Genomic DNA, 20482 nt, shown 5'->3' on the forward strand with positions numbered 1-20482 from the left:
GTTAGATGCGTACGCAGATGACGCTGTCGCCTTCGGCCACGGCCAGCGCCTCGAGCAGCTCGGCCGGCAAGCCGACGGTGTCCTGCCCTTCGAGCGCATCGCAGGTGAAGGTGACGGCGCGGAAGTTGCGCTCCGCGCCCGAAGCGATCGCGTAATGCACTTTCAGGCCCGTGCGGCTGGGCGTGACGCCTGCGACGACACGGCGCGTGAGCGAGCCCGTAAACGAGCGCAGCGAATTCTTGTGCGCCTGCAGGATCGGGCCGCCATCGAAGATGTCGATGTAGTCGTCGGCTTCGAAACCTTCTTCCGTCAGCAGATTGAACGCCAGTTCGCCGCTCGGGTGGATCTGGCCCATGGCCGCCTGCGCGTCGCCGGGCAAGAGCGGCACGTACACGGGGTAATGCGGCATCAGTTCGACGATCAGGGTGCGGTTGCGCGCGCCGCCGATGACTTTCTCCGCATCGAGGAAATCCATCTGGAAGAACTTGCGGCCCAGCGCATCCCAGAACGGCGACTGGCCGTTGGCGTCCGTGATGCCGGCCAGCGGCACGAAGAAACGATCGCCGAAACGGTGCGGTGCCAGCACGGCGAACAGCAGCCGCGCGCGCGACAGCAAGGCCGCCTCCAGGCCCGCCTGCTCCATGTTGCGCACATAGAAGCCGGACAGCTGCGAGTACGCCGTCAGCTCCGAACACAGGGTCAGCGCATGCACGCTGTGACTGATGTTCAGGTCGCGCGAGACTTGCTGGATGACGTCGTTGCGAAAGGAAAAATAGGTACCGTTCGAGCCGGCCGAGGCGAAGATGGCGGCCGTGCCGGCGATGCTCTTGTCGAGCAGGGATTCAAGCACGAAGAGATACGACTCTTCGCTGGGGATGTCGACATGGGCGGCAAACGAGGCGATGGAGCGCTCGACGGAGGCGGCGATTTTTTCGCGCGTCTTCGGCAGGGTATGGACACCCGGCATGGTTACCGCGGCCAGCGCTTCGAGGGCTGCGATATCCGCAATTTCTACCGGACGGACAACATACATGGATACTCCTTCAGTGCAGACAATGCCAGGGTAGAACCAAGCCGGCCCGCAGCAAAGCGGCGGGCCGGTGATCAAACAGGGAGCGAGGCTAGCCTCAGGCTTTCAGCATGCCGTCGATGGCCACGCGCAGCAAGCGGCCCGCTTCGGCAATCTGTTCGTCCGAGACGATCAGGGCCGGCGCCAGGCGCACCACGTCCATGCCGGCGATCAGCACCATCAAGCCTTGCGCTTCGGCTGCTTTCTGGATGTCTTTCGCGCGGCCCTTGAAGGCATCGGTAACTACCAGGCCCAGCAGCAAACCGCTGCCGCGCACGACGGAGAACACTTGCGGGTAATCCGTGATCAAGCCTTGCAGCATGGCGATGGTGTTGACGCTCGCTTCTTTCACGCGCGCCAGGAACGCCGGCGTGTTGATCGTTTCCAGCACGGTCAGGGCCACGGTGGCGGCCAGCGGGTTGCCGCCGTAAGTGGTGCCGTGGGTGCCGACGGCCAGGGTTTGCGCCAGTTCATTCGTGGTCAGCATGGCGCCAATCGGGTAGCCGTTGCCCAGCGCCTTGGCGGCCGTCAGGATGTCCGGCGTGACGCCGTAGCCCATGTAGGCGAACAACGCGCCAGTGCGGCCCATGCCGCTCTGGACTTCGTCGAAAATCAGCAGGGCGCCCGTCTTGTCGCACAGGGCGCGCAGCTCCTTGAGGAATTCCGGATTGCCTGGCACCACGCCGCCTTCGCCTTGTACCGGCTCGACGATCACGGCGCACACGTCATCGCCGATGGCGGCGCGCGCCGCTTCGATGTCGTTGTAGGCGATGTGGTCGATCGACGGCGGCAGCGGCTCGAAGCCTTCCGTGTACTTGGCCTGGCCGCCGACGGAGACCGTAAACAGGGTGCGGCCGTGGAAGGAGCTGAAGCACGAGATGATGCGCGACTTGTGCGCGCCAAACTTGGTGTGCGCATACTTACGCGCCAGTTTCAGGGCCGCTTCGTTGGCTTCCGCGCCCGAGTTGCAGAAGAAGGCGCGGTCGGCGAAGGTCGCTTCCGTCAGGGCCAGCGCCAGGCGCAGGACAGGCTCGTTGGTGTAGCCGTTGCCCAAATGCCACAAATTATTGATTTGCTTGGTCAGCACGTCGACCAGGGCCGGATGGCAATGACCCAGGCTGTTGACGGCGATGCCGGAGGTGAAATCGAGGTAATGCTTGCCTGACTGGTCCCACAGATCCAGGCCGGAACCGCGCACGGGCACCATGGCAGCAGGGGCGTAGGTAGGAACGAGGACCTGGTCAAAGGTTTCCCGGGTGACTGGACGAGCCGTTACGGTCGAATCAAGCTTGGCATTCATAGCATTTCCCCATCAATATGTTAGGTACTCCGCAGCTACGACAGCTACGTGTGTACTGCATTATAAAAAGCGGGATGCTAAAACTCTTTTGAATCTGCGACAAGGATTTTCACAATTCATCACAGCTGCCTTGACGCGGGGCTAGGCCGGCGGCATCAGCTTGCGCTGCCGCTCTTCACGGGGGGTGTTGCCAAATAAAGTGCCAAACGCCGTGGAAAAGTGCGAACCGGAGGAAAAGCCGCACATCAGGCCAACTTGCACGATGGAATAATGTGTATCAAGCAATAATTGCCGCGAGCGCTGCAGGCGCAGCTCCAGGTAGTAGCGCGACGGCAGGCTGCCCAGGTATTGCTTGAACAGCCGCTCGAGCTGGCGCCGCGACAGGCCCACCAGGCTGGCGATGTCGTCGGTCGACAGCGGTTCCTCGATATTGGCCTCCATCAAAGTCACCGCTTCGGACAATTTCGGCTGCAGCACGCCGAAACGCGCCTGCAGAGCCACGCGCTGGCGCTCTTCCTTGCCGCGCACCTTGTCCACGCACAACGCCTCCTTGACGAGCGCCTGCACGTCGGCGCCAAAGATGGTCTCGATCAGGGTCAGCGAAAAGTCGATGCTGGCCGCGCCGCCGCAGCAGGTAACGTGCGGACCGTCGATATCGAACAAATGCGGCGTCAAAATGGCCCGTTCGGCCTTCGCTTCCGCATCGGCATACAAGGCCCAGGGCAAGGCGATGCGCACGCCATCCATGACGCCCGCGTCGGCCAGCCACAGCACGGCAGCGCCCACGCCGCCCCAGAATGGCGCCGAGCGACAGCGTTCGATCACGGCCCGGCACAGCTCGACGCGCAGCGGCGCCTCCGTTTCATCGGCCACCAGCAGTGCGATATGCCAGTTGCCGCCCTGCGCGGCCACCTGTTCCGGCGTGCGCACGTCCAGCTGCAGGGCTTCCGGTCCCAGCGCCCGCGCGCACAGGCGCAGCGGCTGCACCAGGCCTGCCCAGGTAATCGACTCGGCATCGCCGGCATGGACCAGCAGCAAACGCAGCGGTTTGTCGAGGCCGATACGGGAAAGATTAGCGAAGGACATCGGCGAGGCGGGCCAGGGGCAAGGGCTGAGTTGCCCACATGATACCGGACTTCCGCCCCATCGAGCCCCTCATGCAAGGGCACATCCTGGCGCGGCGGAAAAAAGCGGGGCGGAAGGATATAATCCCCCCATGGGTGAACGATATTTAAAAAGTATCCGGCTGCTGGCCGAATGCATGCAAGGCTTCGAGCGGTTTTCTGGCGACTTCGTGCGCCAGTACGGCTTGACGCATGCGCAATTCGACATCATCGCCACGCTCGGCAACACCTGTGGCATGTCCTACAAGGAACTGGGCCAGAAAACCCTGATCACCAAGGGTACCTTGACGGGCGTGGTGGACCGGCTGGAACAAAAGGGGCTGGTGATCCGCGAACGTTGTCCACGCGACAAGCGTTCCTATTACGTGCGCCTGAGCTGCGAGGGCGAACACGTGTTCCATGACGTGTTCCCCAAGCTGACAAAGCAGGGCCAGCGCCTGTTCGACGGCTATACCGAAGACGATTTCATGCGGTTGGAAACCACCCTGGCGGGCTTGAAGCACGCCATCGCCAACGGCCACGGCTGACCATACACCAAGCATAGACATTCAAACAAGACAAAGGAAACCAAGTTGAAAACCACACTGCTCGAAGGCAAAAAGCCCGCTCATTTCGATAAACACATCATCGGCAACCTGCTGCTCAACGCCAGCACGCCGGAACTGGTGCGCCAGGAAAAACTGATCATCGGCGTGCGCAACGAAGACGGCGAAATCTACCGCCTGATCGGCGCCACCAAGCACAACAGCTTCATGAACGCCGTCGAGGAATTGTTCGACCTGGGCCTGACGGATGAACTGGAAGACAGCGACGAGCTGGTTGAAGGCTGTGACGCCATCTTCAGCGAAGCTCTGTAGTAGCGCTGAACAGGACCTGCTGCGCGGTGCGCTTTGCGGCCGGCGATGCTCACCGGCTCGGCGCCCCCGTACTAAAGTACGGTTGCGCTTCTCGGCCACAAATCCCATCCGCTCGCGATGGTCCTGTCCAGCGCTGTGACAATCGCTGTCGTTAAAAAAGGCATGCCACCAGTATAGGGGCATGCCTTTTTTCGTTTACGGGGCAGTTGCTTGCCTTTTGCTAAGCTGTTTGCGAAAAGATCATGGTTAAAAAGTTCCGCACGGAAATATTGCGAGTATAATTTTTTCAATGAACAGACTCGACGCCTTTAAAAGCATCGCCGCACAAGCCGCTCGTGGCGAGCTGACCTTTCCTGCCAATGTGGACGCTTCGCTCAAGCTGCAAGAGGCGCTGGCCGATCCCGACTGCCATATCGAAGCCGCAGCCAAGCTGGTGCAGGCTGACCCGCTGCTGGCGGCGCGCACGGTGGCCATCGCCAATTCCGTGGCGTTCAACCGGTCCGGCAATGAAATCACCAGCGTGCGCAACGCCGTGCAACGGCTCGGCGTGCGTACCCTGCAGTCGGTGGTGGCATCGCTGATCGTGCGCCAGCTGGGCAGCACCATCACTGATCCCGTGCTGCAAGCGAAGGCCAACCAGTTGTGGGAGCATACGGCCCACGTGGCGGCCCTGTCGCAGGTACTGGCCCGCCGCGTCACCAAGGTGGACCCCGATACGGCCCTGTTTGCCGGCATCATGCATGAAGTGGGCGGCTTTTATCTGCTGTCGCGCGCGGCCGAATTCCCCGGCATCCTCGACGGCGAACCGGAAGACTGGGTCGAACATGGCGAACAAGCGATCGGCCATGGCGTCCTGACCAAATTGAAGGTGCCGGAAGCGGTGATGGGCGCCATCGATGCGCTGTGGGAAGGCTTGCGCGCCATCCCGCCCGAATCGCTGGGCGATACCCTGCTGCTGGCGAATGACCTGGCGCCCGTCTCGTCGCCCCTCAACGAAAGCCCGGCCGCCATCGCCGTGCGCGCCGCCCGCGCCGCGCGCAGCATCGATTGCCTGATCGGCGACGATGCGACCTTGTCGAGCATCATGGAAGAATCGGACGATGAAGTGCAGTCGCTGCTGAAGGTGCTCGTGCACTAGCCTGCGGGCTTGCTGGCCGCTGGCGGTACTGCTGCCGGCTTGACCGTGTCGACGATCAGCACATGCTTGTCCATGGCCTTCATTCCCTGCTTTTGCTGGACGACTTGCGTGGCAACCGCCTTGGTACTCAACAGGGGTTTCGGGTGGCGTGGCATGAACATGGCGTACCTGCTGGCAGTGGGAGAGGCCCCATATGTGCAGCAAGTATCAAATTATCAAGCCACCCTCAAACACCGGACAAAAAAAACCCGCTCGAAAGCGGGTAAAGTCCAAAGCTAGGGATGTCCTGAAAGAGACAGCCCTATCTTATGCTGTGCGCCGCGCCAGCTCCGTGCGCTGGCACACTTAGCGCGCAGATTATCCCGGCAATAGCTGCACGTCTGTTTCCTGCCAGGCGCGCAGCTGCCGCACGCGGGCAAACCACGCCTGGATATGCTGGTACTGCGCCAGCGGCAGCCGCACGGCCTCGCTGTACATCAGCGGCGCGGCCACGGCGAAATCGGCCAGGGTCACCTCTTCTCCGCTGAGCCAGCCGCGTCCCGCCAGATGCGCGTCCAGCACCACGGCGCACTCATGCAGATCGCGCTCGCCGCGCGCCTCTTCCAGCGGATCCGCCGGACCATTGCCCGTCATGCCCTTCCAGGCGCGTTCCCAGGCCAGCACGCTGATGGCGGGCGCGAAGTGCTGCGCGGCCCAGAACAGCCAGCGGTTGACGTCGGCGCGAGCTTGCGGCGCCTGCGGATAAATCGTCTGGCCCGGCACCTGCTCGGCCAGGTATTGCATGATGGCGCACGATTCCCACAGCAGGAAAGCGCCATCGGCCAGCACGGGCACCTTGCCGTTCGGGTTCAGCTCGGCGAGGCGGCGGCGGTCGTCCGCATTCATCAGGTCGACTTCCGCCAGTTCCAGAGGCAAGCCGAGGTGGATCGCCGTCATCAAGGCACGGCGGGCATTCGAGGACATGGGGTGGTGGTACAGGCGCATGATGGATGGCTCCGGTGAGTGAAGAAGCCACCATCGTAGGCCCAGGCACTGACAGTTTTTGTCAGGAGCGCAAATCAGGATTCAGGATCGATATCATGCGCCTTGCGCCAGGCATCCAGCAGCACATGGCGCCGCGTGGGATAGCGTTCGTCATGCTGCTGCACGCTGGCGATGCGGTCGATGCGGAAATGCCGGTAATCGCCGCGCAGCTCGCACCACGCGGCCAGCAGGCGCTTGCCTTCGAAAAACGCCAGGGCAAACGGCCACACCGTGCGCGAGGTGGCGCTGCCATGCTCATCCTGGTAGCCCAGGGTGAGCTTCTGTTCGTAGCGGATGGCCTCGCGCACGGGCTGCACGTAGCGGTCGGCCGGCTGCGTGCCATCGGCGGGGCGCCCCAGCGGCACCCACAAGCTGGTCTCGGCCATGCTGTCGCGCAAGTCGCGCGGCGAGGCGGCCGCGATCTTGGCCAGGGCATTGCTGGCCGCCTGCGCCAGGCCGGCATCGCCCTGCCGGCGCACCCAGCGCGCGCCCAGCACCAGCGCTTCCAGTTCATCGGCGCCAAACATCAGCGGCGGCAAGAAGGCGCCACGACGCAGCACATAACCGATGCCGGCCTCGCCCTGCAGGGGGGCGCCCAATTCGGCCAGGGTCTGGATATCGCGATAAATCGTGCGCTCGGAAACGCCCAGCTGCTGCGCCAGCTGGGCCGCCGTGACGGGCACGCGCCTGGCGCGCATGGCGTCCATCAGCAGGAACAGGCGGCCGCTGCGGCTCATGGACAGGCCTGCAAAACCTGGTCGCCCATGACCAGGGCCGACAGGGCCGGCACGTACAGATAGCCGTCGGACGCCAGGCGCGCCGCGCGCGTCCCCTCTTGCACGCCGGCGATGCCGTAGCAGCGCTGCAGCCGGGCGGCGGCTGGCCACCAGTAGACGGCCGCCTCCTGGTCGGGAAAGCGCTGGCGCACGCTCTCGGCCTGCGCTGCCACTTGCCGAAAATCGCGGTAAAAGGCGGGCGCAATGCCCAGCTCCGCGGCAAACGCCGTTTCCAGCGCTGCCGTCTCTGCCAATTGGGCCGCCAGCGCCGCCGTTTCACGGTCAAGCGCATCGGCAGGCACGCCCGCCTCGATCAGGCTGCGGCGCATGCGCTCCGGGCCGGCCTGCGCGCGCAGGAACGCCGATTCCTGCAGCGCCAGCACGGCGCCGGCGGGGATGTGCATATGGCGCGCGGCCGGGAAGACGTACAGGGCGCAGCTGCCCGCGCAGACGGTGTCGATGGCGATACGCCATTGCTGCTGGCGCAGATAGCGGCCCAGTTGCATGGCCGCCTGCGGGTCGCCTGCATCGCTATTGACGCGCAACAGCGTGGTGCCTGGCGCTGCCAACCCTTGCAGCTTGGCCACGTCGCCCGCGGCGATCGGGCCGCGCATGGCGATGCTATCACTGCCAGTGCGGCTGAAATCGGCGGCGCCGGCCAGCGCCGTCATGCCCGCCATCAAACCTACCCATAAAAAACGCTTCATCGTCATCCGCCATAAAAAAAACGACCACCGCAAACGGTGATCGTTCTTCATTCGACCTGCAAAAAACCCTGCGCTTACACCACGGCGCCGTCGGTTTCGTCTTTTTCCTTGACCGGCTTGATCAAGTCTTCGCGCTTGACGCCCAGCCACATGGCGATCGAGGCCGCGACGAACACGGAGGAGTAAATACCGAAGCAGATACCGATGGTCAGCGCCAGCGCGAAGTGGTGCAGGGTCTGGCCGCCGAAGACCAGCATCGACAGCACCATCATCTGGGTGGAACCGTGGGTGATGATGGTACGCGAAATGGTGCTGGTGATCGCGTTGTCGATCACTTCATGCACGGAAGCCTTGCGCTGCTTGCGGAAGTTTTCGCGGATACGGTCAAAGATCACCACCGATTCGTTGACGGAATAACCGAGCACCGCCAGGATGGCCGCCAGCACCGTCAGCGAGAATTCCCACTGGAAGAAGGCAAAGAAGCCCAGGATGATGACCACGTCATGCAAGTTGGCGATAATCGCCGACACGGCGTATTTCCATTCGAAGCGCACGGCCAGGTAGATCATCACAAACACGACAACCATCACCAGCGCGTTCAAGCCGTTCTGCGTCAGTTCCTCGCCCACTTGCGGGCCGACGAATTCGACTTTCTGCAGCACCAGCGCTTCGTTGCCGGCAGGGTCCACGCAGGCGGTCTTGATGACGTGCTCGCCCTTGTCGGTGACCGTATCGATACCCTTGGTCGTGCCTTGCTCGGCCTTGCACAGCGTTTCAAACACGCGCTGCGAGGTATTCGCGGCAGTCACGCCCTTTTCCACCGGCAGGCGTATCATCACGTCGCGCGCCGTATCGAAGCTGGTCACGCCCGGCTCTTCATAGCCGAGGCCGATCAGGGTGCCGCGTATGCCTTCAAGGTTGGCCGCTTTCGGGTATTTGACCTCCATCAGGGTGCCGCCCTTGAATTCCACGGACAGGTGCAAGCCCTTGTGGAACAAGAAGAAGACGGCGGCAATGAAGGTCACGGCCGAAATGACGTTGAAAATCAACGCATGGCGCATGAAGGGAATATCTTTTTTGATCCGGAAAAATTCCATGAAATCCTCTGAGTTCTGTTCTGTGCGTCCGGCGGCTGGGCTGCCGGACGCTATCGCTGTTGACGCTATTCGGTAAGTCGGAGCCCTGGCTTATTTGCTGGTGCCCGGTACCCAGACCGTGCCGATCGACAAGGTCGTCAGCTTTTTCTTGCGGCCATACCAGAGGTTGACCACGCCGCGCGAGACGAAAACGGAGGAGAACATCGAGGTCAGGATCCCCAGGCAATGTACGACGGCAAAGCCGCGCACCGGGCCGCTGCCGAAGGCCAGCAGCGCCAGGCCGACGATCAGGGTGGTCACGTTCGAATCGAGAATCGTGGCCCAGGCGCGGTCGAAGCCGGCGGCGATCGCCGCTTGCGGCGTATTGCCGGCGCGCAGCTCTTCGCGGATACGTTCATTGATCAGCACGTTGGCGTCAATCGCCATGCCCAGCGCCAGCGCGATAGCGGCGATACCTGGCAAGGTCAGCGTCACCTGTATCATCGACAGCAAGCCGACCAGCAGCAGCAGGTTGGTGGCCAAGGCCAGTACGCTGAAGGCGCCGAACAGCATGTAGTAGGCGATCATGAAGATGGCGATGGCAATGAAGCCGTACAGGGTCGAGTGGAAGCCCTTGGCGATGTTTTCCGCGCCCAGCTGCGGTCCGATCGTGCGTTCTTCGATGACGGTCATCGGTGCGGACAGAGCGCCCGAGCGCAACAGCAGCGCCAGTTCATTCGCGTTTTCCGCGCCGCCCATGCCGGTGATCTGGAAGCGCGAACCGAGTTCCTGCTGGATGGTCGCAACCGACAGCACTTCCGGCTTGCCTTTTTCAAACAGCACGATGGCCATGCGCTTGCCGACGCGCTCGCGCGTCGCTTCGCGCATCTTGCGTCCGCCGTCGCCATTCAGGTCGATCGACACGGCCGCTTGCTGATTCTGGTCGAAGCTGGCCGTGGCGCTGGAGATATAGTCGCCCGTCAGGATCACGTCTTTCGCCAGCACGACAGGGACGCCCTTGCCGACGGTGAACAGTTCCGAGTTGAACGGGATGGCGCTCGACAGTTCGGTGCCAGGCACGATGGTTTCATCGACCAGGCGCACTTCCAGAGTCGCCGTGCGGCCGATGATGGCCTTCGCGCGGGCCACGTCCTGCACACCAGGCAATTGCACCACGATGCGGTCAGGACCTTGCTGCTGGATCAGCGGCTCGGCCACGCCCAGCTCGTTGACGCGCTTGGACAGGGTGGAGATATTCTGTTTGACGCCTTCGTCGATGGTTGCCTTCAGGGCCGCCGGTTTCAGGGTGATGTTCAGTTTCAAATCGCTGCCTTCGCCCGCATCGACGAACGCCAGTTCCGTCATCTGGTCGGACAGGACATTTTTTGCCTTCAGGCGCGTCTCGGCGTCACGGAAGTTGATTTGCACGCTGTCGCCCACGCGCTCGATGCCCGCATGGCGGATATTCTTGTCACGCAACACGCTACGCGCGGCGGACTGGACGCCCTGGACTTTCTTGTTCAGTACGGCTTTCGCATCGACCTGCATCAGGAAGTGCACGCCACCGCGCAAATCCAGGCCCAGGAACATGGGCAAGGCATGCAATTTTTGCATCCACATTGGGGTATTGGCTTGCAGGTTGACCGTCACGATGAACGCGGGATCGGTGGAATCGGGGTTCAGATCCTTTTCCAGCACCAGTTTTGCCTTGAACTGGGTATCGGGATCGGCAAAACGCACGCGCACGGAGGCGAGATTGCCGGCGCCATCCATGGTGACACCTTCCGACTTGACGTTCTCTTTCGTCAATATTTGCTCGACTTGCGTCATCAGCTCGCCCGTCACTTTGACGGTCGACTTGCCGCTGGTTACTTGCAGCGCCGGTGACTCACCGAAATAGTTGGGCGCCGTATAGAGTGCGCCCAGCAATAAGGCGACGACGATGATGATGTATTTCCAGGCAGGATAGCGATTCATAGTGATTCAGCGTTCAGTGTTGAGCGTCGGAGGCGTCGCGAGGGGCGGCCGATAGCCGCCCCGGATCTATCATTGCCAAGGCAATGACAGCGAGGAATTACAGCGCCTTCAGGGTGCCTTTAGGCAGCAAGGTGGTGATGGAACTCTTTTGCACCGTGATTTCGGTGCCGGCCGCCACTTCGATGGTGACGTAAGCGTCCACTACCTTGGAAACACGGCCCAGCATGCCGCCGGCGGTGACGACTTCGTCACCCTTGGCCAGCGCGTCCATCATCGCTCGTTGTTCTTTGGCGCGTTTTTGCTGTGGGCGGATCATCAGGAAATACATGACCACGAACATCAATACCAGCGGCAGGAAGCTGGTCAGGTTGCCGCCGAGGCCCAGGGCTTCGGTTGGGGCTTGCGCATAAGCGTTGGAAATGAAAAACACGGTGACTCCAGTTCTAATCAGTTTGAAAAAATAGCGCTGTATTCTAGCATTGGCTATACGTCATAACCCGAATTGCAGCCATGGCAACTTTAAATGGGGCTAAAAAAGCATTATGCAATGCTTTATCGCCCCAGTCCAAGCACCAATACACAAAACTTCCGGCCATGCCGCAGCCAGGGCTCAAGCTAAGCTTTTCTTAAGTTCCGCGTGCGCGTTCCGCATGGAATTGCAGGGTAAACGCGTGGAAACGGTCTTCGTCCAGCGCCTCGCGCATCTGACGCATCAAGTCCAGGTAGTAATGCAGGTTGTGGATGGTGTTCAGGCGCGCACCGAGGATTTCCTTGGAACGGTGCAAATGGTGCAGGTACGCGCGCGAGAAATTGCGGCAGGCGTAGCAGCTGCAGGTCTCGTCCAGCGGCGCCTGGTCTTCCTTGTACTTGGCGTTCTTGATCTTGATGTCGCCAAAACGGGTAAACAGCCAGCCATTGCGGGCGTTACGCGTCGGCATGACGCAGTCGAACATGTCGATGCCGTTCGACACGCCCGCCACCAGGTCTTCCGGCGTACCCACGCCCATCAGATAATGCGGCTTGTTGGCCGGCAAGCGCGGACCCACGTGGGCCAGCATGCGCATCATGTCTTCCTTCGGCTCGCCGACGGACAGGCCGCCGATGGCGATGCCGGGGAAATCGATCTCTTCCAGCTTGGCCAGCGACTCATCGCGCAGCATTTCGAACATGCCGCCCTGCACGATGCCAAACAGCGCATTCGGGTTTTCGCCGCGGTGGAACTCATCCTTCGAGCGCTGCGCCCAGCGCAGGGACATGCGCATGGACTTGGCCGCTTCCTCGATGGTGGCCGGACGGCCCTGGATTTCGTACGGCGTGCATTCGTCGAACTGCATGACGATGTCGGAATTCAAGACGCGCTGCACCTGCATCGACACTTCCGGCGAGAGGAACAGTTTATCGCCATTGATGGGCGAATTGAAATGCACGCCCTCTTCCGTGATCTTGCGCATGGCGCCCAGCGAAAACACCTGGAAGCCGCCCGAATCCGTCAGGATCGGCTTGTTCCAGCCCATGAAGCCATGCAAGCCGCCGAATTTCTCCATGACGGTGTTGCCTGGACGCAACCACAAGTGAAACGTGTTACCCAGGATGATCTGCGCGTCAATCTCGTTGAGTTCCAGCGGCGACATGGCTTTCACGGAACCGTAAGTGCCCACTGGCATGAAGATCGGCGTCTGCACGACACCATGGTTGAGTTTCAAGGTGCCGCGGCGTGCCTTGGTCAGGCCGCTCGTGTCGGTCTTGAGTAGTTTAAATTCCAGCATGTCAGTCTTTCACGGGAGTATCAAGGTTCAGCGCAGCGCGCGATTGCGTGGTGAGCAGCATCGCGTCGCCATAGCTGAAGAAACGGTAATTCTGCGCGATCGCATGCGCGTAGGCGCTGCGGATCGGCTCATAGCCGGCAAAGGCCGACACCAGCATCAGCAGGGTCGACTTCGGCAAATGGAAGTTGGTGATCAGGCGCGTTACCGTTTTAAATGCATAGCCGGGCGTGATGAACAGGGCCGTATCGGCGCTGCCCGCCACCAGCTGGCCGCTTTGCGAGGCCGATTCCAGCGCGCGCAGGCTGGTCGTGCCGACGGCGACCACGTCGCGCCCGGCAAGTTGGGCGGCGCGCACGGCGTCGACGGTTTCCTGCGGCATGGTGTACCACTCGGTATGCATCTTGTGTTCGGCCAACACCTCCGTGCGCACGGGCTGGAAGGTGCCGGCGCCCACGTGCAGGGTCACATAGGCAAAGTTGACGCCCTTCGCTTTCAGCTGGTCGAGCAGGGCCTGGTCGAAATGCAGGCCGGCCGTCGGTGCCGCCACGGCGCCGGGCACCTTGTTGAACACGGTCTGGTAGCGCGTTTCGTCAAATTCGTCCGCATCGTGCTCGATGTAGGGCGGCAACGGCAAACGGCCATGCGCCTCGATCAGCTCGAACACGTCGGCGTCGAAGTGCAGCGTAAAGAATTCGCCGGCGCGCTGGCCGACGGTCACGTCGAAGGCATCGGCCAGGCGGATGCGGCAACCGGGCGGCGGCGACTTCGAGGCGCGCACCTGAGCCAGCACGGTGCGATCATCGAGCACGCGCTCGACGAGCGCCTCGATCTTGCCGCCGCTTTCCTTGACGCCGAAGAAGCGCGCTTTGAGCACGCGCGTATCGTTCATCACCAGCAGGTCGCCCGCCTGCAACAGCCCGACGATATCGGCAAAGCAGCGGTCAACCAAGGCGTCGCCGTCCAGATGCAACAGGCGCGAGGCGCTGCGCTCGGCCAACGGAGTTTGCGCAATGTTTTCTTGCGGCAAATTAAAATCGAAATCGGAAAGCGAATACATGCGTTTTGCTTCAAAAGTACGTCAAAAATGATTAGGAGTGCGCAATGGAACATCTGGCACTATACTGTGCGCCTATACAGGCATTACAATAATCCGCCGCAACAACTACGACTGCGGTACGCACAGGGTGTGCCGGACAACCCTCTATTTTACGCTAGCGGCACCAAAACCTTGCATATGTCCGATCCAAAGCCCGATCTTCCTCCCGCAGCCAAGCCGGCCGCGAAGCCGAAAGCCGCCAAAAAAGTGGTCAGCACGGAAAGCCGGCTGGCCAAACTGGGCTTGCGCACGGATATGGACCTGGTGCTGCACCTGCCGATGCGCTACGAGGACGAAACCAAGGTCTACACGATACGCGACGCCTGCCTGCGCGGCGGCGAGTCGTGGCAAGTCGAGGGCATCGTCACCAAGTGCGAAGTCAATTTCAAGCCGCGCAAGCAATTGCTGGTGACGATCGCCGATGAAACGGGCAATTTGCTGCTGCGCTTCATGAATTTCTACGGCAGCCAGGTCAAACAACTGGCCGAAGGCACGCGGGTACGCGCGCGCGCCGAACTCAAACACGGCTTTTTCGGCGCCGAGATGGTGCACCCGACGTATAAGGTGGTCAACGAAGGCGCGCCGCTGCCCACGGCCCTGACGCCCGTGTACCCGTCCGGCGAAGGCCTGTCGCAGCACGTGCTGCGGCGCGAAATCGCCGACGCCATGCGCCGCATCGACTGGCAAGACACCTTGCCCGATCATCTGCTGCGCGACATGCAGCTGTCGCCGTTCCGCGCCGCCGTGCACCTGCTGCACTATCCGCCGCAGGACATCGATGAAAGCGCGCTGATGGACCGCTCGCACCCGGCCTGGGTGCGCATGAAGTTCGATGAACTGCTGGCGCAGCAGCTGTCGCTCAAACGCGCCCAGCGCGCGCGCCGCTCGAAAGGCGCCGCCTCGCTGCCCGTCGTCGGGACTTTATCGAACGCCTTCGGCACCGCCCTGCCCTTCAAGCTGACGGGTGCGCAGGCGCGCGTGCTCGAGGAAATCCGCGCCGACCTGCGCCAGCCCTACCCGATGCAGCGCCTGCTGCAGGGCGACGTTGGCAGCGGCAAGACGGTCGTCGCCGCCCTGTCGGCCACGCAAGCCATCGACAGCGGCTACCAGGCCGCGCTGATGGCGCCCACGGAGATACTGGCCGAGCAGCACTTCCGCAAGATCGCCGCCTGGATGGAGCCGCTGGGCGTGAAGGTGGCCTGGCTGACGGGCAGCCTGAAGAAAAAAGAAAAGACGGCGGCGCTGGCCCTGATCGAATCGGGTGAAGCGCAGCTGGTGATCGGCACGCATGCGCTGATCCAGGACAATGTGCTGTTTGCCAAACTGGGCCTGGTGATCGTCGACGAGCAGCACCGCTTCGGCGTGGGCCAGCGCCTGACCCTGCGCAACAAGGGCGACAGCGCAGCCGTGCCGCACCAGCTGATGATGTCGGCCACGCCGATTCCGCGCACCCTGGCCATGACGTATTACGCCGACCTGGAAGTGTCGGTGATCGACGAGCTGCCACCGGGCCGCAGTCCCATCGTCACGCGCGCCATCGACCAGAACCGCCGCGACGAAGTCATCGCCCGCGTGTATGCGGCCGCGCTGGAAGGCCGGCAGGTGTACTGGGTCTGCCCGTTGATCGAGGAATCGGAAGCGCTGCAGCTGCAGACGGCCACCGACACCTACATGATGCTGGCCGAAGCCCTGCCCGCGCTGCAGGTGGGCCTCGTGCACGGCCGCCTGAAGCCGGCGGAAAAGCAGGAAGTGATGGACGCCTTCATCGCCGGGCATATCCACGTGCTGGTGGCCACCACCGTCATCGAAGTGGGCGTCGACGTGCCGAACGCCTCGCTGATGGTGATCGAGCACGCCGAGCGTTTTGGATTGTCGCAGCTGCACCAGCTGCGCGGCCGCGTGGGGCGAGGATCGGCGGCCAGCGTCTGCCTGCTGCTGTATCAGGGCCCCTTGGGCGGCGTGGCGCGCCAGCGTTTGATGACCATGCGCGAAACGACGGACGGTTTTGAAATCGCCCGCCGCGACCTGGAAATCCGCGGCCCCGGCGAATTTCTTGGCGCGCGCCAGTCCGGCCAGGCCATGCTGCGCTTCGCCGACCTGGAAACGGATCAATGGTTAGTAGATCAGGCGCGCGACGTGGCGCACGACCTGCTGCACGCTACCACTACGGCCGCCGCGGCCACCGTGGAAGCGCACCTGGCGCGCTGGCTGGGCGGCAAAGAGGAATTCCTGAAAGTCTAGGAGCGCCCTACATGCACATCCAGAAGCGGTTCGCCAGGTCCAGCATGAAATCGGGACGCAGATAGGCCAGGAAGACGAGAGCCAGCAGCGCGGCGCCAGCCAGGCGCCATAGCCAGGTGCGCCAGCTGGCCATTACGCGGCCACCGCCACGCGCTTGACGGCGCGCTCGTCGATGGGCAGGTTGATCAGCGCGGCCAGCAGGCCCAGGCCGATGGTGATCATCCACACGATGTGGTAACTGCCCTGGTGCTCGTACAGATAGCCGCCCAGCCACGCGCCAAGGAAACTGCCCACCTGGTGCGAGAAGAACACCATCCCCGCCAGCATCGACAGATGCTTCACGCCGAAAATCCCGGCGATGATGCCGTTCGTCAGCGGCACGGTCGACAGCCACAGCACGCCCATGCCGGCGGCGAACAGATACACGGACCACGCCGACAAAGGCGCCAGCAGGAACACGGTGATGACCACGGCGCGGGTCACGTAGATGGCCGACAGCAGGTAGCGCTTGGCGATCTTGCCACCGAGTTTGCCCGCATAGTAGGAGCCGACGATGTTGAACAGGCCGATCAGCGCCAGTGCCGTGACGGCGATATTCGGATTCATCAGGCCCTGGTCCTTCAGGTAGGCCGGCAAGTGCACGCCGATGAACACCAGCTGGAAGCCGCACACGAAATACCCTGCCAGCAGCAGCCAGAACGAACGGCTGGCGATGGCTTCGCTGAAGGCGGCGCCCACGCTTTGCTGCGGGCCGCTGGCGTGCGACACGGGCGGCTCGCGCAAGTAGAAGGCCATCGGGATCATGGCCAGCAGTACCAGCGCGGCCAGCACATAAAAGGCGTTTTGCCAGCCCACGGCGGAAATCAGTTGCTGCTCGACCGGCATCATGAGGAACTGGCCGAACGAGCCGGCCGCCGACGAGATGCCGAAGGCCCACGAGCGCTGCTCGGGCGGCGCGCTGCGGCCGATGATGCCGCTGATGGCGCCAAAGGCAGTGCAGGCCAGTGCCAGGCCGATGAAGATGCCGGAACCGACGATGAACAGCGTGGGCTGCGTCACGAGCGCCATCCACACCAGGCCCGCCATGTAGCTGATGGCGCCGACGATGACGACGCGCATGGTGCCGAAACGGTCGGCCGCCATGCCGGCGAACGGGCCGAAGACGCCCCACATCAGGTTTTGCATGGCCAGCGCCAGCGAATACGTTTCGCGCGTCCAGCCATTCGCTTGCGAGATCGGCTGCATCCAGAAACCCAGGCCATGGCGCACGCCCATCGCCAGGGTCAGCACGACGCCGCTGGCGATGAGGACAGTTTTCAGGCTGGGACGGGATGAATGCAATGTCATGGGATTCCTGTTCACGCCTGGTCGGCTCGGTACACGAGGCCGATCTGGCCACGCATGGTGTCAAGGTTGTGCATCAGCGCCACGCTGTCCGCGTGCGGCATGACGGGACTTTCCAGCAAGCCGGCGCGGATGCAGCGCATCGCTTCGATCGCTTCGTGCGCATAGCCGTTGCTCAGATGGGGCGCGGCGACGACACGGCGCTCGCCATCCATCGTTTCGACGATCAGGTGGTCGGGTTTGTAAAAACGGTTGGGCAGCCGAATCCGGCCCAGGCAGCCGGAAATGGTCATTTCCGTCGGCGTCTGCGCGCGCAGGCTGCAGGCACAGGACGAGGTGCCCCCGCCCGCGTGCCGCAGCGAGAACACGACCTGCTCATCGACGCCTGTGGCGCCCATCTCGGCCAGCGCCTGTACCTGCGATACGGGGCCGAGGAAGAAGGCCGCCATCGACAGCGGATAAATGCCCACGTCGAGCAGCGCGCCGCCGCCGAGTTCGGGATTGAACATGCGGTGCTCGGGCGGGAAATTGGCGACAAAGCCGATGTCGGCCTGCACCTGCTGCAGCACACCGATTTCGCCGCTGGCGATGATGCGCTGCGCTTCCTGCACGGCGGGCAGGAAACGGCTCCACATGGCTTCCATCAAAAACAGTTTTTTGTCGCGTGCCATATCGACCACGGCCTGCGCTTCGCGCGCATTCATGGTGAACGGTTTTTCGCACACGACGTGCTTGCCGGCGGCCAGGCACAGCATGGCATTTTCAGCATGCAGGGTGTGCGGCGTGGCGATATAGATCACATCCACATCCGGATCCATGGCCAGCGCCTGGTAGGAACCGTGGCAACGCTCGATGCGGAATTCGGTGCCGAAGGCCTGCGCGCCGGCAGCACTGCGCGAAGCTACCGCCACCAGTTGCGCACCGGGTGCATCACGCAAGCCATTGGCCATCGCGCGGGCGATCTTGCCGGTGCCGAGGATGCCCCAGCGGACGGTATTTTCCATGCTATTGCTCTCTTTCTGCGCCAGCCACCTTGCGCTTCGGGCGGAACACCGCCGCGTCATTGTAAAAATCGTCGTCCTGGCCCGCGCACCAGCCGGGCAAACCGAGCACGGGCAGCGGCGTGAAGTCCGCCGTGGTGAGGCCTTGCTGCGCCAGATCCTGCGCCACCCGCTCGTCGAGCCAGGCGCGGCGTGCCGCATCATCGAGCGCAAAGTAGGCATCGCCGGCAAAGATCACGCGCGTATGCGCCGTGATGGCCTTGCGCGGCGCCACCAGTTTCTCCATCAGCGCGTGGCCGAACAGCCAGACCTCGGCGTCGCCGCCCGCGTCAAACCTGTCGCGCTGCGCAATGAACGCACTACGCCATTCATGCCCGCGCAACGCCGCATCCAGCGCGCGCCCCGCATCGCTGTCGCGCAGCACCAGCAAGGCGGAATTTTCGTCAAAAATCGTCGCGCCGTCGCGTGCGGGACCACGCGATTTTCCCACGCCAGACAGGGCGATCTGCGCCGCCTGCAGCGCGTTCAATTGCCGCTTGATGCGCGGGAAGGTGAGCCACACGAGCGCGTTGAAAAAATCGTGCAAATTGTCGCGCGTGGGCACGCCGCCCGTCGCGCCGATGAACTCCTCGTAGGCGACGCCTTCGGGCAGGTCCGCTTGCGGCACGAAAGCCAGCGGCAGGCCGGAGGGATTGCGCAAGTCCAACGCCCGCGCCCGTCCGTTCAGCGCGGCGATCACCGTGTCGCGCTGCAAGTCCAGCTGCCGTCGCGCCGGCAACACCGTGGCAAACCAGGGGCGGGTCCAGTCTATCGATGGCAGCATGGAGTAATTACACCATTTTCCAGTTGATCTGCTCGCCCGCATTGAGCGGAATCACATGGCTGTCACCCAGCGGTAGCGAGGCCGGCAAGGTCCAGCTTTCGCGCTTCAGGGTGATGGTGTCCGTGTTGCGCGGCACGCCGTAGAAGGCGGGGCCGTGGAAGCTGGCGAACGCTTCCAGCTTGTCGAGCGCGCCGGCCCGTTCGAACGCTTCCGCATACATTTCCATCGCATGCAGGGCCGTGTAGCAGCCGGCGCAGCCGCAGGCCATTTCCTTGGCGCCTTGCGCGTGCGGTGCAGAATCCGTGCCGAGGAAGAAGCGCTCGTCGCCGCTGGCGGCCGCCGTCATCAGCGCCAGGCGATGCTCTTCGCGCTTGAGGATGGGCAGGCAGTAGTAATGCGGGCGGATGCCGCCCTTGAAAATCTCGTTGCGGTTGTACAGCAGATGGTGCGCAGTGATGGTGGCGGCGATGGGGCCTTCCGCTTCGGCCACATACTGCGCCGCATCCTTGGTGGTGATGTGTTCGAACACGACGGACAGGGCCGGGAAGGCGCTGCGCAGCGGGCGCATCACGCGCTTGATGAAGACGGCTTCGCGGTCGAAAATATCGATTTCCGGATCCGTCACTTCGCCGTGCACGAGGAAGGGCATGCCCACTTCCTGCATCACTTCGAGCACCTTGTAGCAATTTTTCAAATCCGTCACGCCCAGGTCGGAATTCGTCGTGGCGCCGGCCGGATACAATTTGACGGCCTGCACGATGCCGCTATCCTGCGCGCGGCGGATTTCGTCGGGCGAGGTGTTGTTCGTCAGGTACAGCACCATCAGCGGATCGAAGTTCACGCCTTGCGGCACGGCGGCCAGGATGCGCTCGCGATAAGCGGCGGCATCGGCCGTGGTGGTGACGGGCGGCTTCAGGTTCGGCATGACGATGGCACGGCCGAACTGGCGCGCGCTGTGCGGCAGCACGCTGGCCATGACGGCGCCGTCGCGCAGGTGCAAATGCCAGTCATCCGGACGGGTGATGGTGATGGAAGCGGGGGTGTGATCGAGTGTGGACATGGCGGCTGCTCTCAGGCGGTCATTGCGGATAGCGCCATTTTACCAGCCACGGGCCGACCCGCCGGCCAGGATCACCTGAATGCGCGGCCTCCCGGACGACAAAA

At 62.9% G+C, this 20482-nt stretch carries 21 protein-coding genes; 4 read left to right on the plus strand and 17 right to left on the minus strand.

The annotated features are described in order from the left end of the window. Position 1 precedes the first annotated feature (1 nt). From NCG91_RS23005 to NCG91_RS23015, 3 genes are all read right to left on the minus strand, one after another. Positions 2 to 1033 carry an arginine N-succinyltransferase gene (locus tag NCG91_RS23005; protein WP_251351340.1) on the minus strand — a complete coding sequence of 344 codons (1032 nt, stop codon included), beginning with the start codon at positions 1031 to 1033 and terminating at the stop codon, positions 2 to 4. Positions 1034 to 1127: 94 nt separating this feature from the next. After that, a complete protein-coding gene (gene astC / locus NCG91_RS23010) occupies positions 1128 to 2369 on the minus strand; it encodes an acetylornithine/succinylornithine family transaminase (protein WP_099666216.1) in 1242 nt (413 codons plus the stop codon). Between the two features lie 141 nt (positions 2370 to 2510). Then, positions 2511 to 3455: a GlxA family transcriptional regulator gene (locus tag NCG91_RS23015; RefSeq protein WP_099666215.1), complete on the minus strand. Its 945-nt coding sequence runs from the start codon at positions 3453 to 3455 to the stop codon at positions 2511 to 2513. A 130-nt stretch (positions 3456 to 3585) separates the two neighbouring features. Between NCG91_RS23015 and NCG91_RS23020 the strand changes: the two genes are divergently transcribed. The 3 genes from NCG91_RS23020 to NCG91_RS23030 all read left to right on the plus strand — a co-directional run bounded on the left by NCG91_RS23020 (position 3586) and on the right by NCG91_RS23030 (position 5488). Then, positions 3586 to 4020, plus strand: coding sequence for a MarR family transcriptional regulator (locus NCG91_RS23020; RefSeq protein ID WP_180278670.1), 435 nt, complete (start codon positions 3586 to 3588; stop codon positions 4018 to 4020). 45 nt (positions 4021 to 4065) lie between these two features. Next, complete coding sequence (locus tag NCG91_RS23025) at positions 4066 to 4350, plus strand: hypothetical protein (RefSeq protein ID WP_070220679.1); 285 nt, start codon at positions 4066 to 4068, stop codon at positions 4348 to 4350. 289 nt (positions 4351 to 4639) lie between these two features. Next, complete coding sequence (locus NCG91_RS23030; RefSeq protein WP_046684532.1) at positions 4640 to 5488, plus strand: HDOD domain-containing protein; 849 nt, start codon at positions 4640 to 4642, stop codon at positions 5486 to 5488. On the opposite strand, the gene NCG91_RS23035 is transcribed toward NCG91_RS23030, so the two are convergent. From NCG91_RS23035 to queA, 9 genes are all read right to left on the minus strand, one after another. Further along, positions 5485 to 5649, minus strand: coding sequence for a hypothetical protein (locus NCG91_RS23035; protein WP_251351341.1), 165 nt, complete (start codon positions 5647 to 5649; stop codon positions 5485 to 5487). The two genes, NCG91_RS23030 and NCG91_RS23035, sit on opposite strands and share 4 nt — an antisense overlap. Before the next feature lie 196 nt (positions 5650 to 5845). Beyond that, entirely contained in the window at positions 5846 to 6472 is a 627-nt protein-coding gene (locus tag NCG91_RS23040; RefSeq protein ID WP_251351342.1) for a glutathione S-transferase family protein, read from the minus strand. 74 nt (positions 6473 to 6546) lie between these two features. Beyond that, a complete protein-coding gene (locus NCG91_RS23045) occupies positions 6547 to 7248 on the minus strand; it encodes a helix-turn-helix transcriptional regulator (RefSeq protein WP_251351343.1) in 702 nt (233 codons plus the stop codon). Next, entirely contained in the window at positions 7245 to 7994 is a 750-nt protein-coding gene (locus NCG91_RS23050) for a hypothetical protein (protein ID WP_251351344.1), read from the minus strand. The genes NCG91_RS23045 and NCG91_RS23050 overlap by 4 nt, the downstream gene beginning before the upstream one ends. A 74-nt stretch (positions 7995 to 8068) precedes the next feature. Beyond that, complete coding sequence (gene secF, locus NCG91_RS23055; protein ID WP_099666210.1) at positions 8069 to 9091, minus strand: protein translocase subunit SecF; 1023 nt, start codon at positions 9089 to 9091, stop codon at positions 8069 to 8071. A gap of 90 nt (positions 9092 to 9181) precedes the next feature. After that, the gene (gene secD / locus NCG91_RS23060; RefSeq protein WP_251351345.1) at positions 9182 to 11047 is read right to left on the minus strand and encodes a protein translocase subunit SecD; all 1866 of its coding nucleotides are present in this window, start codon (positions 11045 to 11047) and stop codon (positions 9182 to 9184) included. A 97-nt stretch (positions 11048 to 11144) separates the two neighbouring features. After that, positions 11145 to 11477: a preprotein translocase subunit YajC gene (yajC, locus tag NCG91_RS23065; RefSeq protein ID WP_077408845.1), complete on the minus strand. Its 333-nt coding sequence runs from the start codon at positions 11475 to 11477 to the stop codon at positions 11145 to 11147. A gap of 196 nt (positions 11478 to 11673) precedes the next feature. Further along, positions 11674 to 12813, minus strand: a complete 1140-nt coding sequence (gene tgt, locus NCG91_RS23070) for a tRNA guanosine(34) transglycosylase Tgt (RefSeq protein WP_035822848.1) — start codon at positions 12811 to 12813, stop codon at positions 11674 to 11676. 1 nt (position 12814) lies between these two features. Then, positions 12815 to 13870 carry a tRNA preQ1(34) S-adenosylmethionine ribosyltransferase-isomerase QueA gene (gene queA, locus NCG91_RS23075; RefSeq protein ID WP_251351346.1) on the minus strand — a complete coding sequence of 352 codons (1056 nt, stop codon included), beginning with the start codon at positions 13868 to 13870 and terminating at the stop codon, positions 12815 to 12817. A 177-nt stretch (positions 13871 to 14047) separates the two neighbouring features. Between queA and recG the strand changes: the two genes are divergently transcribed. Then, the gene (gene recG, locus NCG91_RS23080; RefSeq protein WP_251351347.1) at positions 14048 to 16150 is read left to right on the plus strand and encodes an ATP-dependent DNA helicase RecG; all 2103 of its coding nucleotides are present in this window, start codon (positions 14048 to 14050) and stop codon (positions 16148 to 16150) included. Between the two features lie 7 nt (positions 16151 to 16157). Here the strand turns inward: recG and NCG91_RS28075 are convergent, their stop codons facing one another. From NCG91_RS28075 to pyrC, 5 genes are read right to left on the minus strand one after another with little or no spacing between them, the layout of a single operon-like run. Then, entirely contained in the window at positions 16158 to 16283 is a 126-nt protein-coding gene (locus tag NCG91_RS28075; protein WP_255206293.1) for a hypothetical protein, read from the minus strand. Then, complete coding sequence (locus NCG91_RS23085) at positions 16283 to 17497, minus strand: MFS transporter (protein ID WP_081922621.1); 1215 nt, start codon at positions 17495 to 17497, stop codon at positions 16283 to 16285. The genes NCG91_RS28075 and NCG91_RS23085 overlap by 1 nt, the downstream gene beginning before the upstream one ends. 11 nt (positions 17498 to 17508) lie before the next feature. Next, the gene (locus NCG91_RS23090; RefSeq protein ID WP_251351348.1) at positions 17509 to 18498 is read right to left on the minus strand and encodes a Gfo/Idh/MocA family protein; all 990 of its coding nucleotides are present in this window, start codon (positions 18496 to 18498) and stop codon (positions 17509 to 17511) included. Between the two features lies 1 nt (position 18499). Beyond that, positions 18500 to 19318 (minus strand): DUF3025 domain-containing protein, encoded by an 819-nt coding sequence (locus NCG91_RS23095; RefSeq protein ID WP_251351349.1) that lies wholly within the window; start codon positions 19316 to 19318, stop codon positions 18500 to 18502. Between the two features lie 7 nt (positions 19319 to 19325). Continuing rightward, on the minus strand, positions 19326 to 20378 hold the full coding sequence (pyrC, locus tag NCG91_RS23100) for a dihydroorotase (protein WP_251351350.1): 1053 nt from the start codon (positions 20376 to 20378) through the stop codon (positions 19326 to 19328). Between the last annotated feature and the right edge of the window lie 104 nt (positions 20379 to 20482).

Origin of the sequence: Janthinobacterium kumbetense, from assembly GCF_023703445.1 — a bacterium.
GTDB lineage: Bacteria > Pseudomonadota > Gammaproteobacteria > Burkholderiales > Burkholderiaceae_D > Janthinobacterium > Janthinobacterium kumbetense.

Coding starts and splice junctions, on each gene's coding strand:
- NCG91_RS23005 (WP_251351340.1), bottom strand. CDS start 1,033: ATGTATGTTGTCCGTCCGGTAGAAATTGCGGATATCGCAGCCCTCGAA.
- astC (WP_099666216.1), bottom strand. CDS start 2,369: ATGAATGCCAAGCTTGATTCGACCGTAACGGCTCGTCCAGTCACCCGG.
- NCG91_RS23015 (WP_099666215.1), bottom strand. CDS start 3,455: ATGTCCTTCGCTAATCTTTCCCGTATCGGCCTCGACAAACCGCTGCGT.
- NCG91_RS23020 (WP_180278670.1), top strand. CDS start 3,586: ATGGGTGAACGATATTTAAAAAGTATCCGGCTGCTGGCCGAATGCATG.
- NCG91_RS23030 (WP_046684532.1), top strand. CDS start 4,640: ATGAACAGACTCGACGCCTTTAAAAGCATCGCCGCACAAGCCGCTCGT.
- NCG91_RS23035 (WP_251351341.1), bottom strand. CDS start 5,649: ATGTTCATGCCACGCCACCCGAAACCCCTGTTGAGTACCAAGGCGGTT.
- NCG91_RS23040 (WP_251351342.1), bottom strand. CDS start 6,472: ATGCGCCTGTACCACCACCCCATGTCCTCGAATGCCCGCCGTGCCTTG.
- NCG91_RS23045 (WP_251351343.1), bottom strand. CDS start 7,248: ATGAGCCGCAGCGGCCGCCTGTTCCTGCTGATGGACGCCATGCGCGCC.
- NCG91_RS23050 (WP_251351344.1), bottom strand. CDS start 7,994: ATGAAGCGTTTTTTATGGGTAGGTTTGATGGCGGGCATGACGGCGCTG.
- secF (WP_099666210.1), bottom strand. CDS start 9,091: ATGGAATTTTTCCGGATCAAAAAAGATATTCCCTTCATGCGCCATGCG.
- secD (WP_251351345.1), bottom strand. CDS start 11,047: ATGAATCGCTATCCTGCCTGGAAATACATCATCATCGTCGTCGCCTTA.
- tgt (WP_035822848.1), bottom strand. CDS start 12,813: ATGCTGGAATTTAAACTACTCAAGACCGACACGAGCGGCCTGACCAAG.
- queA (WP_251351346.1), bottom strand. CDS start 13,870: ATGTATTCGCTTTCCGATTTCGATTTTAATTTGCCGCAAGAAAACATT.
- recG (WP_251351347.1), top strand. CDS start 14,048: ATGTCCGATCCAAAGCCCGATCTTCCTCCCGCAGCCAAGCCGGCCGCG.
- NCG91_RS28075 (WP_255206293.1), bottom strand. CDS start 16,283: ATGGCCAGCTGGCGCACCTGGCTATGGCGCCTGGCTGGCGCCGCGCTG.
- NCG91_RS23085 (WP_081922621.1), bottom strand. CDS start 17,497: ATGACATTGCATTCATCCCGTCCCAGCCTGAAAACTGTCCTCATCGCC.
- NCG91_RS23090 (WP_251351348.1), bottom strand. CDS start 18,498: ATGGAAAATACCGTCCGCTGGGGCATCCTCGGCACCGGCAAGATCGCC.
- NCG91_RS23095 (WP_251351349.1), bottom strand. CDS start 19,318: ATGCTGCCATCGATAGACTGGACCCGCCCCTGGTTTGCCACGGTGTTG.
- pyrC (WP_251351350.1), bottom strand. CDS start 20,378: ATGTCCACACTCGATCACACCCCCGCTTCCATCACCATCACCCGTCCG.